Source organism: Bacteroides neonati (assembly GCF_000499785.1).
Lineage (GTDB): Bacteria > Bacteroidota > Bacteroidia > Bacteroidales > Bacteroidaceae > Bacteroides > Bacteroides neonati.
Window position 1 is genome coordinate 334229 of record NZ_HG726019.1, and the last position, 15084, is coordinate 349312.

The 15084-nt window shown below is 40.8% G+C and carries 11 protein-coding genes; 8 read left to right on the plus strand and 3 right to left on the minus strand.

The features are described from left to right. Window positions 1-66: 66 nt before the first annotated feature. Entirely contained in the window at window positions 67-633 is a 567-nt protein-coding gene (ahpC, locus tag TY03_RS01225) for an alkyl hydroperoxide reductase subunit C (protein WP_042366614.1), read from the plus strand. Window positions 634-639: 6 nt separating this feature from the next. Then, window positions 640-2190, plus strand: a complete 1551-nt coding sequence (ahpF, locus tag TY03_RS01230; protein ID WP_042367257.1) for an alkyl hydroperoxide reductase subunit F — start codon at window positions 640-642, stop codon at window positions 2188-2190. Window positions 2191-2356: 166 nt separating this feature from the next. On the opposite strand, the gene TY03_RS01235 is transcribed toward ahpF, so the two are convergent. Together TY03_RS01235 and TY03_RS01240 are read right to left on the minus strand one after the other, a co-directional pair. Further along, window positions 2357-2902 carry an RNA polymerase sigma-70 factor gene (locus TY03_RS01235; RefSeq protein WP_042366615.1) on the minus strand — a complete coding sequence of 182 codons (546 nt, stop codon included), beginning with the start codon at window positions 2900-2902 and terminating at the stop codon, window positions 2357-2359. A 193-nt stretch (window positions 2903-3095) separates the two neighbouring features. Beyond that, window positions 3096-3338, minus strand: coding sequence for a hypothetical protein (locus tag TY03_RS01240; protein WP_042366616.1), 243 nt, complete (start codon window positions 3336-3338; stop codon window positions 3096-3098). A 313-nt stretch (window positions 3339-3651) separates the two neighbouring features. On the opposite strand from TY03_RS01240, the gene TY03_RS01245 reads away from it, so the two are divergent. Then, window positions 3652-3945, plus strand: coding sequence for a FecR domain-containing protein (locus tag TY03_RS01245; RefSeq protein ID WP_052332358.1), 294 nt, complete (start codon window positions 3652-3654; stop codon window positions 3943-3945). Between the two features lie 141 nt (window positions 3946-4086). Here TY03_RS01245 and TY03_RS01250 read toward each other — a convergent pair whose 3' ends face one another. After that, window positions 4087-5370, minus strand: coding sequence for an IS1380 family transposase (locus TY03_RS01250; protein WP_042366226.1), 1284 nt, complete (start codon window positions 5368-5370; stop codon window positions 4087-4089). Between the two features lie 168 nt (window positions 5371-5538). Here TY03_RS01250 and TY03_RS01255 point away from each other — a divergent pair, with 168 nt between their 5' ends. The 5 genes from TY03_RS01255 (at window position 5539) to TY03_RS01275 (ending at window position 15057) form a co-directional block, all read left to right on the plus strand. Beyond that, window positions 5539-5898 (plus strand): DUF4974 domain-containing protein, encoded by a 360-nt coding sequence (locus TY03_RS01255; protein ID WP_148335547.1) that lies wholly within the window; start codon window positions 5539-5541, stop codon window positions 5896-5898. A gap of 47 nt (window positions 5899-5945) precedes the next feature. Then, complete coding sequence (locus TY03_RS01260; RefSeq protein WP_042366617.1) at window positions 5946-9350, plus strand: SusC/RagA family TonB-linked outer membrane protein; 3405 nt, start codon at window positions 5946-5948, stop codon at window positions 9348-9350. A 13-nt stretch (window positions 9351-9363) separates the two neighbouring features. Continuing rightward, on the plus strand, window positions 9364-11265 hold the full coding sequence (locus tag TY03_RS01265; protein WP_042367263.1) for a RagB/SusD family nutrient uptake outer membrane protein: 1902 nt from the start codon (window positions 9364-9366) through the stop codon (window positions 11263-11265). A 36-nt stretch (window positions 11266-11301) separates the two neighbouring features. Then, a complete protein-coding gene (locus tag TY03_RS01270; RefSeq protein ID WP_230201868.1) occupies window positions 11302-12129 on the plus strand; it encodes a discoidin domain-containing protein in 828 nt (275 codons plus the stop codon). 108 nt (window positions 12130-12237) lie between these two features. Continuing rightward, the gene (locus tag TY03_RS01275; RefSeq protein ID WP_042366619.1) at window positions 12238-15057 is read left to right on the plus strand and encodes a M60 family metallopeptidase; all 2820 of its coding nucleotides are present in this window, start codon (window positions 12238-12240) and stop codon (window positions 15055-15057) included. Window positions 15058-15084 lie beyond the last annotated feature (27 nt).

The window sequence follows — 15084 nt, forward strand, 5'->3', positions numbered from 1 at the left end:
GGTAGCCCACTGCCTTATCTTTGCAGTGCAAACAAAAAAAGTTGAATCATTTAATTCATTATTCGTATGGAAACAATTCTTAATACACAACTTCCTGACTTCAGTGTGCAGGCATTTCATAATGGTAGTTTCAAAACCATCAGCAGCGACGACGTAAAAGGTAAATGGGCTATTTTCTTCTTTTATCCCGCCGACTTTACCTTCGTATGTCCTACGGAGTTGGTCGATGTAGCCGAGAAGTATCCCAAACTTCAAGAGATGGGTGTCGAAGTCTATTCGGTTAGCTGCGATTCTCACTTCGTTCACAAGGCATGGCACGATGCTTCAGAAAGCATCCGTAAAATCAATTACCCCATGTTGGCCGATCCTACCGGTGTGTTGAGTCGTGCTTTCGGTGTTTATATCGAAGAGGATGGCATGTCTTACCGCGGAACTTTCCTGGTAAACCCAGAAGGTAAAATTAAACTGGCCGAGATGAACGACAACAGCATTGGCCGTGATGCCGACGAGCTGGTTCGTAAGGTTGAGGCAGCCCAATTTGTAGCCAGCCATGCCGGTGAAGTGTGCCCTGCCAAGTGGAAGCAAGGACAGGCTACATTGAAACCAAGCATCGACTTAGTAGGTAAAATCTGATAAATGATGTTAGAACCTGTACTCAAAGAACAGTTAAAAGGTCTCTTTGCCGGGTTAGAATCGACCTATCTTCTGCATATCAACGTATCGTCGCAACACCCCAGTCGCGACGAGTTGGTTGATATGCTCGAAGATGTCGCTTCTTGTTCCGACCGTATCAGTTGCCGGGTAGAAGAGGGAGAGGCGTTGGCGTTTGCCCTGTTTAAAAACGGAGCAAGAACCGGTATCTCCTTTCGAGGCATTCCCAATGGGCACGAATTTACCTCACTTCTGCTTGCTATCTTGAATCTGGATGGCAAAGGCAAAAACTTTCCCGACGCGAGTATCTGTAATCGTGTTAAATCGCTTAAAGGACCGATACATCTCACTACGTACGTCTCATTGACTTGTACCAATTGTCCCGATGTAGTTCAGGCACTTAATGCGATGACTACCCTCCATGCGGAGATTACCCATGAAATGGTCGACGGGGCTCTTTATCAGAACGAAGTTCAGACTAAGAAAATACAGGCTGTACCGGCTGTCTTTGCCGATGGGGCATTGCTCCATGTAGGACGTGGAGAGTTTGGTGAGTTGCTTGCCAAGCTTGAAGCTGTTTACGGGGTCAATGAGACTGAGGTCGAAACAGAAACCAAACAGTACGATGTGTTGGTAGCCGGTGGAGGTCCTGCCGGAGCTGCCGCCGCTATCTATTCGGCTCGCAAAGGCTTACGTGTAGCCATCGTTGCCGAACGTATCGGTGGTCAGGTAAAAGAGACGGTCGGAATTGAAAACCTGATTTCTGTTCCCGAAACGACGGGAGCTCAACTGGCCGATAACCTGAGAACCCATCTGTCCTGCTATCCGATTGATTTGCTGGAACACCGTAAGATCGATCGGGTGAGTCTGGATGGCGGCGATAAGAAACTGATTACCTCTGTGGGCGAAACCCTATCTGCCCCTGCGCTGGTTATTGCTACCGGCGCAAGTTGGCGTAAACTGAACGTACCCGGCGAGACCGATTACATCGGTCGTGGTGTTGCCTTCTGTCCGCACTGTGATGGTCCTTTCTATAAAGGTAAGCACGTGGCTGTAGTCGGTGGCGGAAACTCGGGAGTTGAAGCTGCTATTGATTTGGCGGGTATTTGCTCTAAGGTTACTGTATTCGAGTTTATGGACGAACTCAAAGCCGATAAGGTATTGCAGGAAAAGCTTCGCTCACTTTCGAATGTAGAGGTTTTTGTGAGTTCTCAAACGATCGAAGTATTGGGCAATGGGGATAAACTGACCGCTCTTCGCATCAAAAACCGTAAGACGGAAGAAGAGCGTGTGGTGGAGTTGGATGGTGTTTTTGTACAGATCGGTTTGACTGCCAACAGTAGCCCTTTCAACGAGGTGGTCGAGGTCAACCGGCTGGGCGAAGTAATCATTGATGCTCACTGCCGCACATCCGTTCCGGGTGTTTATGCCGCAGGAGATGTATCTACTGTTCCGTATAAACAGATCATTATTGCGATGGGAGAAGGTGCAAAAGCCGCTCTTTCGGCGTTTGAAGATAAGCTTCGAGGAATTATATAATTCTTATATTTCAAGAGTACGTACTTAATCTGCCAATGACTAGTATATAATTGGTGCATAAAGTACGTACTCTTTGTATGTAAAAGTACGTACTTTTTTAATCACTGATAATCAGTCTTTTAACTTTCATTTTTATCTTTGTTGCTTGCTTTAGAAAAAGTACACCTTAAGCCATAAATAGTATAAATAGGTGGAGGTTCTTTTTTAAGAACTTCAATGCCAAATTAATATTTCTTTCTATTGCTTTTTCGGTAATAGAGAGACGCTCTGCTATTTCTCTATTGCTCATATGTAGCTCTCTGCTCATACGGAAAACTTCTTGCTGACGTGGAGGAAGTAAAAGGACCAGTTTGTCAATGTATTTTTTTAAGTCGGCTGCTCCAAGGTCTTCTTCTATATCATAAGATTCTTCAATAGCCTGAAGTACAGTTACTTTCATAGCTACCTCTTTCAGGTGCCGACGAGAATGGTTGAATATAAGGTTACGAGTGATAATAAACAAAAAACCGTCGAAGCTTTTGGTCTCGTCTAATGTACTTCGTGATTCCCATATCTTCACGAATACTTCTTGTACGATCTCTTCGGTATCTATTCTAGTGGTGATATATAACTTGGTGAAGTTATATACCTGCTGCCAGTAGTGATCATATAATATTTGAAAAGCCCTTTTATCACCCCCTTTTAGACTCTTTATTATTTCCTGCTCTATCATATGGTTTGCCTTGGTGTCAATTAGTGTAGTCGAAACGTTTTTATGATTTTAGGTTACCTGCTTCTTTGTTGTTCAGTAAAGACTTTAGCTTTCAAAATGAATAAGCAAAAATACAATAAAAGAACGAGATAAATCAAATTCAAGGTTTTTATTTCTGCTCTGTCCGCCTTCGTTTTCAATAAACCTGCTTTTTTTAAATTGGAGTAAGTTCTGAAGGAACTATTCTTTTGGGGCTTGGGCTACATTTGCGTTCAATTTTGCACCAAATATTTTTGCCTACATCAGGTAAGACAGGATCATTCTTATAGCTATTCCAATGTTTTTTCATTTGGTTTTCTATTAAACTATTCTTGGACAGTCTTTTATATCCTTCCGAGCTTAACTTATCTGAGAATAAATCTTTAATTAGGCTGTTATTTTTATTATCTTTTTTCATTTTACTTTCTTGATTTACTTTTAGAATGCCTTCTTACAACTAAATACACAATAGAATGATCTATCACCACATCACAATCTATTTTTTTATAAAAAAAATAGATTATAGCCTTTTTAAAGTTTCTTTCAACGACCTATATTCTTTTAAAATACAGATTTAATTTATTGATTATCTGCATGTTATTTATCAAACTAGAATAACGTGGTATGATTGCAAAATATGGATAGAATAACGAGCGATTTTATTAGTTCCTTCAGAACTTTGGTGGGTAGCAGCCTGTGTTGCCTTGCTGATACTAGTAGGAGGTGTATGGATGTTAGAAAATAATACAGTTGAAAAATCAGATCAATATATTGAGATTGTAGCAAATGAAAATAAAATGTATTGTTTACCAGATAGTTCAAAAGTTTGGATGCATGCCGGTAGTTCTATTCGATTTCAAGAAAAATTTATGCAAGATAGAAAAGTATGGTTAACCGGAAACTCTTTGTTCGAAGTTAGGAAACATGCTAATAGTAGATTTAGAGTATATGTTGAAAATGCTTTTATTGATGTAAAAGGAACCTGTTTTCTTGTTAAGCCTCATCCGCAGCTAATTTATAACTGATTCAAATAGCGATTTAATTCACCTAATAGTTCCTACTCGTAGCTTTTCCCCCTGCTTTTCTCCTTGATTTCAGGTTATAGGGCATAGCTTCCCCTTTCCCCAGTTAGCTGAAGGCATAAGTAATCCCACGAAAAGTTGTTTTTACGGACTCCAAAGCAACTTGTATGGTTTGTCGGAATAAATATTGAGTACCCATTGTCTGCCTGTCTTTACCCATTTCGCAGGAACTGTAATGAATCGAAAGATAAATCGTTTGACTCGGCTTACCGGTTCAATATCTTCAAACACGGCTGCAACCTTCTCAATAAGGTAAGCATAAAAGTTTTTAGCCATGGCTGTAAGTAGCAGGAATACTGTATTCTCTTTGAGGAATGAACAGGGAAGATGACTCCACCCGAAATCGTTATTCATCATGTCGAATGTTCTTTCACAGGCTCCACGAGCATTGTAGAAGAGTACAATGTCTTTTTCAGAACTTTCATGGTCATTGGTTAAGATGCACCGATAGGTGTATTCACCATCAAATAGGTCCAATTGGTTGTCCTTACGCTTTTGCCTTTGAATAACAAGTCGGTAGTTTTCTTCTTGCAAAAAGGAAGTAAAAGGTATGGAGGTCACTTCATAATTCTCGAAGTTGATTTCTTCTTTTTTCCAATCTGTGATTTTCGTCATTTCTTCATACAGAGACTGACATTTGCCGGCTCGTATGTAGAACTTGTTGCAGTAGCCATGTGTCATACGGATAATCTCTTCCGAATAAGAACCACAGTCCATCCGGCAACGGTCTATGAATATTCCCCTATCGGCCAAACGACGAAAAGTCCGTTGGAGCGTATCCGCTTGACGAAAACGGACATTTGCGTTTGCGGCCCGATTTTCCACACCAACAATGTTACCACCAATAGTTGCCGTGCCGGGGAAATAACCACGTTTTTTCTTGTAAGAATACTGAGTGTCATACTTTTCTGTGGGAATAAACTGGTGGTCGAAGTCCAAGTTATAAAGCGTGTTTGGCTTGAGTTGTTCTGTTTGAAGGAGCATATCGAGCATCAAACTATTAAGCTGTTCCGCCTTATTGAAAGCATAGCTTGCTCCTTTTTGGGAAGTATAGTGGATATCCAATTCTGCGAGTTCTTTTATGCCTCTCAATAAAGTATCCGGACTGGGGATTTCAGTATCCGGGCGTAATTCAAGATGTTTGCCAAGGTGTTTGCCGATATCTTCGATGTGGTCACCGCCGCAATAGTAGATCCAAAATAGGCTCGAAATAATTTCGCTATATTGGTAACCGGCGTAGGAAGAACGTAATCCTAAAGATTTATCGATCACGGAATTCAGTCCTAAACGAGAAAATTCATCCATTGCGTAAAATATACCCCCAAAAGGAGTGATATTATCTGATTTTATGGCTATTTTTGTTGTCATATGCACAAGTACCTTTATGGTTTGTTTGGTAGCACTAATTTAGGTGAATCTTGTGACATAACCAAACCTTGAGGATGTTATTCATCCTCAAGTGTTTGGATTCTCTGAAAATAATATGACTGCGGATTTAAGGTTAAGCAAAATGGGGATAACGATAATAAAATTACATTGTTTAGCGGAAGTATTGAATTTAATGTGGAGTCGACTGATCATAAAATTCTTTTAAAACCCATGCAGGAGGTGGTTTATAACTCCGATGGCTCCGGCGTTCAATTAATTGATTTAAGTAATATTTCGTGGAAAGATGGTCGCTATTACTTTACCAATATAAGCCTGAAGCGCTTTATCGAAACAATTAACGATATGTACAAAACGGATATTTCGCTACGTACCTCTCCCAATGCAGAGAGTGCATTTACCGGTAGTATTCGCTACGATGAGCCATTGGATGATGTCATTAGTAAGATCTGCTTTGCATTAAACCTTAAGAGAGGAGAAGAGAAAGGGAAAGTTACTATATATAATTAAATATTTTTTGTCAATCTAAAGTCTAATTTAAAAATCAAATTGAAAACATGAGAAGACCTCAAAATCCTTACAGGTTACGGTATATGAAATATATCGTTCTGTTAATGTTACTTTATCCGATGGGCGTTATTGCTGCCCAAAAAATAGTTTCGGTTAAAGGACAATCAATTTCTATGAAGCAGGCCATTGAGCTTATTGAGAAAAACAGTGATTACACCTTTTTTTACAACGCAGCCGACCTAAAACACATGTATCCCAAAAATATCGATTGCCAGGGAACAATAAATGAAGTACTTGAGAAAGTTTTTGAGGGTACCGGGGTGAGCTATCTCATAAGAGGTGAGGAAGTGATTCTGAAAGTTAATGTGCAGCAGAATGCTCAACAACAGAAGAAGAACCAAATAATGGGTGTGGTGGTTGATGATAAAACCGGCGAAAGCATCATTGGAGCTACAGTAAAGCTACTTGGTGCGAATGTGGGGGTCATCACTGATTTGGACGGTAAATTTACAATTTCGGCTTCTCCTAAAGATGAGTTGCAGGTATCGTTTGTTGGATACATTACTAAGACCTTGAAAGTCGGAAATCAAAAAGTGATTTCAATCTCTTTGGCTGAAGATGCTCAGCAACTCGATGAGGTTGTAGTCACAGCTTTTGGTACGGGACAGAAAAAAGAGAGTGTTGTGGGCTCTATCCAAACAATGAGACCGGCAGATTTGAAGGTTCCCTCGGCTAACCTATCTACTTCGTTTGCAGGACGTATGGCGGGTGTCGTTGCTTATCAACGTACCGGATTGCCCGGACAAAACGGAGCTGATTTCTTTATTCGTGGTATCTCGACCATTAGTGGTATTACCTCTCCATTGATTATTCTTGATGGCGTCGAAGTTAGTTCCGGCGACTTAAACGCAATTGATCCTGAAATTATTGAGGGATTTTCGATACTAAAGGATGCTACGGCTACAGCCATGTATGGTACCCGCGGAGCCAATGGTGTAATGATTGTAACAACAAAATCCGGTGAAAACCTGGATAAACCGATCATTGGATTTCGTGTTGAAGCCAATATGACTACTCCGACTCAAACACCCAAATTTGTTGATGGAGCTACTTATATGGAGTTGTATAATGAAGCCGTTTCTAATCAAGGAACTGGAGATGTGTTATTCACAAATCAGCAGATTCAAGGAACTCGTAACATGCTCAATCCTTATATTTTCCCCAATGTAAATTGGTATGATGAAATTTTCAATGATGCAGCTTATAATCAAAAAGCGAACTTCAATATCCGTGGAGGTACGAAGAAGATCACTTACTTTATGAATATTACAGCCAATCATGAAACCGGTATGCTCAAAAATCGGAGTAAAGACTATTATTCATACAACAATAATATTAGCCTGATGAAGTATGCCTTCCAGAATAATATTGATTTTCACATGACAAAATCATCTACGATCTCGCTCCATTTAAATGCTCAACTGGTCGATATGACTTCTCCTGCTATTGGTGCTGATGAGACAGATCCTTCTAAGCAGATGGAGAAAATTTACGGCTCTATCATGGATTCGAATCCGGTAGATTTTCCCGTTTTTTTTCCAAATACCGGCGAAAAGTGGGTGAAGTGGGGGGCGTATGCTGGTGGTAATGAACAGGGAGCAACCAACCCGCTAGCACAAGCTACACGAGGGTACTCTGATAGCTTTGCCAGCACTGTGATCGCTAATATCGATTTTGACCAGAAACTGGACTTTATCACGAAAGGACTTCGTTTTAAAACCATGTTCTCTTTTAAAAATTACAGTAAAACAACAACCAACCGTACACAGGATGTGAACCGCTACTCTATTGCAAGCTTTTCGCAAAATGCGGCTGGTGAGTATGAATATGTGGTAGAGCCATTGGGTACCCCATCAAAACCCGTATTATCGACCAAAAGAATGGTTAATGGCGACCGAAGAATGTATTTTCAGGCGTATGTCGATTATAACCGCTCGTTTGGCGATCATTATCTAAGTGGTATGGCACTCTTGAATATGGATGATTATTCGTTAAACGCAGGTGACGGCTTAATCAATTCTTTGCCTAAACGCAAAATAGGATATGCTTTCCGTGCTTCTTACGATTATGCACATCGTTATATGTTAGAATTCAATGCCGGCTATAATGGTTCGGAGAACTTTGCACCTGGCAAACGTTTTGGTTTTTTCCCTTCGGTAGCGTTGGGTTGGAACGTAAGTGAGGAGAAATTCTGGCAGCCAATGAGTAATATCGTTTCGAGACTTAAGTTCCGTGGCTCGTATGGTTTGGTGGGTAACGACCAAATCGGTAGTGAGCGCTTTATCTATATGGCAGATGTATTATTGCAAGGAGATAAGGACAGCCCGGGGTTTACTACGGGATATGGTAATAATAAACTAGATCTGAAAGGCCCTATTTATAACCGTTTTCAGAATAATGATATAACATGGGAGGTAGGCCATAAATTGAACGTAGGTGCAGATATCCAGTTGTTCAATGCACTAGACCTTTCTATTGATGTGTTTGAAGAGATAAGAAGCGATATCTTTCAACAAAAAATGTCGATTCCAAACTATTTAGGTGCAGCGAAGACGAAAATCTTCGGTAATTTAGCCAAAGTAAAGAATTGGGGTGTGGATGTTTCTGCCGATTATGGTAAGCGTATTTCAAAAGATTTCTTCATTCAATTTAAGGGAACATTCACCTTTGCTCGTAATAAAGTGCTAGAATATGATCAGGCACCCGGTGTGCGTCCTGCGAACTCTAAAGTGGGACATCCGGTTAATACTATTTTTGGTTTTGTTAGCGACGGTTTGTATATTGATCAAGCCGATATCGATCGGAGTCCTTCTTCTATGCTGGGCAATATTGCAATTGCTCCGGGAGATATAAAGTATGTGGACCAACCGGATAAAGATGGTAAATATGATGGTAAGATTACCAATGACGATAAGATCGCTATGGGACATCCTACCGTTCCCGAAATCGTATATGGTTTTGGCCCCTCGATGACTTATAAGAAATGGGATTTCTCTTTCTTTTTCCAAGGTGTGGCCAATACATCGTTGATGATGGAAGGTTTTCATCCTTTCGGAGCTCAATATAATCGCAACGTTCTACAGTTTGTGGCAGATAATCGTTGGGACCCGACTAATCAGGATAGAAACTCGACTTACCCCCGTCTGACGAAGTATGAAAATAATAACAACAATAAATCTTCTGATTTTTGGTTGCGCAATGGAGCTTTCTTGAAGCTGAAAAACGTAGAGTTAGGCTATTCTTACAAGAAGATGAGAGTCTATGTTAGCGGTGTTAACTTATTAACCTTTGCCCCCTTTAAACTTTGGGACCCGGAAATGGGTGGTGGGGCAGGTTTGAAGTACCCCACACAGCGTGTATTTAATATCGGTTTCCAAATGTCGTTTAGATAAAATGAAGAATAGAATGAAAACAATAAATAAATTTTTAGTATGGGCATTAATTATTATCGGATTCACGTCTTGTGACTTTTTGGATATTGTGCCCGATGAAAAGGAGAAAGCAGAAGATGCTTTCGAAGATGTGAATGCAGCCGAACGTTATATGTATTCGTGTTATGCCTATTTGCCGCAAGCGCGAAGTGGTACCGGGTCATTGGATTTTATGACAGGTGATGAGGTTGTAACTGCTTTTGAGCATGAAACCTTTGCCTCTTTTCCAAAAGGAAACTATACGGCCTCTTCTCCGGTTATCTCATATTGGGATACCTTTTTCCAAGGGTTACGTCAATGCTACATTATGTTAGCGAATGTACATCGTGTTCCCGGTTTATCAGAAGAAACGAAGAATGACTATATTTCGCAAGCTAAGTTTCTCATAGCTTATTATCATTATCTATTGGTTCGATGCTATGGTTCGGTTATTTTGATCAAGGAAGAACCGGATATTTTAACGAAACCAAGTGACTATTTGGGAAGAACCCCACTCGATGAGTGTGTAAGCTATGTTTGTAATACTTTTGATGAGGCTGCCAGTGGTTTGCCTGCTACGCGCCCCGTACGCTATTATGGCTTGGCAACAAGTGTTGCCGCCAAATCATTAAAAGCTAAAATGCTGCTTTATGCTGCATCGCCCTTGTTTAATGGGAATGCTGAGTTTTATGCCGATTTGAAAGACAAAGAAGGGAACGCTTTAATGCCGTTGACCTATGATCCGCAAAAATGGGTGTTAGCTAAAAATGCCTATAAAGAAGCGATTCAGTTGGCCGAGGCCAACGGTTTTGGTCTCTACACAAAATCAGATAAGGATGATGGTAATGCAGAGCCTAAAGATCCTGTACAACATTGTTTACGGTATGTTATTATGGATGCCGGCAACAATGAAGTCATTTGGGCTGATAGCCGGGGAGAGGGTTCTTATGGAGTGCAAAATAAGTCATTGCCTTATTCATCGGGGTCGGCTTGGAATGGGGTAGCACCTACGTTAACCATGTTGAAGCGATTCTATACAAAAAACGGGTTACCCATTGATCAAGACCCTGAATATAATACAGCCGAGATGTTTAATGTAACTACCGTAGATGCTGCACATGCCAAGCAAGCTGCTGTGGGGGTAAAAACGTTCAAGTTTAATTTAGATAGAGAACCTCGCTATTATGCGTGGATCGCTTTTCAAGGAGGATTCTTTGAAGTGCTTAGCGCTGCTTCTAATGGTGCTTATGCGGCAGATCAGAGCTATAAACAATATTCGGGAAACGGTTATGGTAAATTAGTTTGTGATTTTGTTTGGGGAGGTAACTGTGCTCGTGGTACAGGAGGAAGCCTTCGAGGAAATAACTATTCTCCGACAGGATTCTTGAATAAAAAAGGGGTGAACCCTGGCTTTGCTGTATCTAAATCACTTCAAGGCCCATTGGATTATCCATGGCCTATTATTCGTATGGCTGAACTTTATTTAGGATATGCAGAGACTTGTGTGGAAACGAATGAGTTGGGAGAAGCAGCTGATAACTTGAATAAGATACGCCAACGCGCCGGTATACCTACTGTTGAGAAATCATGGGGGGAAATCGCTGGAAAACAACTAACGCAAGACCTTTTGCGCCAGATTGTTCGTCAGGAACGACAAGTGGAGTTTTATCTTGAGAATCAAAACTTTTGGGATTTGCGGCGATGGAAAATTGCAGAAAAATACTTCAATGTAAAGGCTAAAGGTATGGATATTACAGCCAAAACGATTGATGAATTCGTTAAACCGACTGAAGTGGTGTTTGAGCGTAAATTCGAAAGTCCTACACAGTATTTGCTGCCTATTCCGCTCTCTGATGTGAATAAGAATGAAAAATTAGTTCAAAATCCTGGTTATTAGTAGAATGATATGAAAAGAAGTTTATTATATTTTGCTATGGCGACCTGTTTGCTCATTATGGCGGGTTGTGCTAAAGATGAGACTGGAATTATTCCCTCTAATCTTTCAAATGTAAGGACGGAAGAGCGTCCGGGTGGAATCTTTGTCCAATGGGATAAACCTTCGGACAATACGGTTATGTATGTTAGGGTCTCTTATTACGATCATTTGCTAAAGAAAGATGTCTCTCGTTTATCGAGTTGCGACACGATCTTATTACCTAATACCAGACATAAATATGGAGAGTATAAAATGGCGATTCAACCGTTTAGCTCTACAGATACCGCAGGGAAGGTTGAAAACTTGACAGGGACTTCCGGCAAAGCACCTGTTACCACTGTGGCTTCTCAATTGACATTGAAAGCCTCTGATTTGAGTACGAATGCACAAGAGGCCTCTGAAGGTTCAATTGCAAACTTACTTGATGGAAATACAAGCACTTATTTCCATACTACCTGGAACAATCCTCCTGCGGCTCCTCATTGGATGCAGGTAAATCTCCCGCAAGAGATAACGGAATTCTATCGTTTTTTCTATGCTCCACGTAATAATGCGAATAATAAGCCAACTGATTTTGACTTGATGGGAAGTAGCGATGGAACGACTTGGTTTCTGCTGAAGAACTTTACGAAAGAGGCTGATGGCTTGCCGGTTACTGCTACTGGAACGTACACATCAGGCGATCTATCAGTGGAGAAACCTTTTAAATATATTCGCTTCTCTGTAAATAAAACAAATTCTGGATCTGTGTTCTGGACAATGTCCGAATTTAAGTTTTATGCAGTGAAAATTGTTGATCCTGAGGCAGAAACAGGTAATAAGTAGGCCTAAAATCACCTTAAATAACTTATAATTACTATATTTGACGGCGGAAATGCAATACTGAATGTGTCGACTGGTTTTGTGTTTCCGCCTTTTAAATCTAAAAACTTAATGAAAAAGTACCTATTATTAATTTTGATTACATTGCTGCCTATGTATTTATTGGTGGCATGTTCGGAGGATGAAAAATTATTAGTCTCTAATCTGACAGTCAGTAAAGAGGTTGTCGATTTTAACAACACGGCCGGGGAACAAGAAATCGCGGTTACCACCAATGCGGATGATTGGGTGTTTAAGTCAGATAAAGCTTGGTGTCGTCCCTTTGCGAATGGACAAACATTGAAGATCTCGGTCGATGAAAGCGACGAGCGACTTGTTCGAGAAGCTACGATAACCATAACGGCTGCTAATCAGACAAAGGCTGTTAAAGTTCGCCAACTGGGCTATGAACCTGCTATTTTGGTCGATAAGCAATTATTCAGCGCAGAGGCTATCGGAGGAGATATTCAGCTCTCTATTACCACTAACGTAAAGGTGGATGTGAAGCTTCCTGAATGGATCACTACTGCTCCGGCTACTCGTGCTCCGGAAATGATTACTACTGCACATACATATTCGGTAAAACCGACAACGCTGGATAATCAAAGACAGGAGTATATTAAAATAACAGAGGTATTGCCTGAATTGCCAGGCTCAAGCAGCAATAAACCTCTTGAAGTGTTGGTGCCGGTTACCCAAAAAGGATTGAATCAATATGAAGGGGGAACCGGCGAAGACATTAAAGGAGATAATAAGATCAAAGTGATTAGTGGTGCAGCTAGCTCATTCCAGGCTGGGTCTGATATTGACAAATCTTTTGATGGAGATTATACCACAATTTATCATTCGAATTGGAATAATAGTGGTACCAATTACTTTCCCATTCAATTGACTTATAATTTTGAAGTATCAACAGATGTGGATTATCTAATCTATTATCCCCGCAGCTCAGGAAATAACGGATTATTCAAAGAAGTCGAGATACAGTCTTCTATTGATGGTGTTACATTTACTAAAGTCATGGATAAAGATTTGCAGGGAGCATCTGTAGCAAGCAGAGTTATGTTTGATCAGACGATTCATGCTAAATCATTTCGTTTTATTGTAAAGAGTGGTGCAGGTGACGGACAGGGCTTTGCCTCTTGTGCCGAAATGGAGTTTTATGCGAAGAATCCGGATAGTTTCGATTATAAGACATTGTTTACCGATGCCACTTGTAGCGAACTCAAGCAAGGCGTGACAGAAGAGAATATCAATGAATGCCAATATCCTTTCTTTAAAAATATAGCCTACTATATGCTGAAGGGAAAGTATGCCAGAGAATTTCGAATAGATCAGTTTAGAGCATATCCCCATCCGGATATTCAGTCGAAAACCCATAAAACAAATGCGTATAGCTTGCTCGACAATCCGACCGGTATTTCGGTGAAAGCAAATGAAGCTTTAGTCGTTTTGGTGGGTGATACACATGGGAAGAACATTGCTTTGAAGGTGCAAAATCTGGATGTTCCCGGAGGTGATGGCTTTGGGGGTATTACCTATCCATTGAATCAAGGTGTTAATAAATTGATCATGAGAGAAAAGGGGCTGGTCTATGTTATGTACCATACAAGTACGCTCGACGATGTAAGTGCAGCTCCTATTAAAATTCATTTTGCCTCCGGAACTGTAAGCGGATACTTTGATTCGGAGAAGCATCAAGGACGTTGGGTGGAGTTAATCAATAAAGCTACCGACCGCTATTTTGATGTATTGGGTAAATATGCACATCTCACATTCGAAACCACTGATCTGAAGTCATACGCCGGATCGAACGGGGATAAACTCATTGCAACCTATGATAAGATTGCCTATAGCCAGCAACAATTACTCGGTTTGGAAAAATATGATAAAATGTTCAAGAATCGTATGTATCTCAATGTGATGTACCATTCTTATATGTACGCAACATCTTACCATACGGCATATCATAAGTCGACAATGAACGCCATTGCTGATGTTGGCAATCTTCAGACGAATGCTTGCTGGGGGCCTGCACACGAGATAGGGCATTGTAATCAAACAAGACCCGGATTAAAGTGGTTAGGTACAACCGAAGTCACTAATAATATTATGTCTGAATATATTCAAACGACTATTCTGAAGCAAGATTCGCGCATACAGGTTGAAGATATGGGGGTGAACTATAGGAACCGTTATTCGAAGGCTTGGAGCAGTATCATTGCTGATAAGCGTGCGCACAGCCTCTCTGATGATGTTTTCTGCAAATTGGTTCCATTCTGGCAGCTTGAACTCTATTTGGGTAAGGTCTTAGGGCGAACACCATTGGTGCAGGCAGATAAGGGGGGATTCTATCCGGATGTATATGAATATATCAGAATCCATGATGATTTGAAAACTCCTGCAGCGCAGCAGACAGAGTTTGTTTATATTTGCAGCAAATTGTCGGGTTATAATTTATTGGATTTCTTTGAGAAATGGGGTTTCCTAACACCGGTTGATATCGAAATAGATGACTACGGGATAGGGAGAATGACTGTTACTCAAGCACGGATCGATGAAATGAAGCAGCGGGTAAATGCATTGGGGCTTCCTAAACCGGATGTAGCCCTGGAGTATATCTCCGATAATACATGGGAACTGTACAAGCAGAAACCTGCCATTGCTCGTGGAACAGCCTCTCGTAGCGGTGATAAGCTAATGATAAATGGGTGGAAAAATGTGGTTGTATATGAGGTGGTCGACACCGAAACCAGACAGCTGAAATTTGCTTCTAGTGGTGAAACGACTCCTTCCGATAATGATTTCTTTACCTTGCCGTTTACGTGGAAAGAGACGTATAAGGTTTATGCTGTTGCGGTAGATGGAACAAGAGTAGAAGTTGTTCTTTAAGGCTGCAGTATGATATTTCGCTTCTTG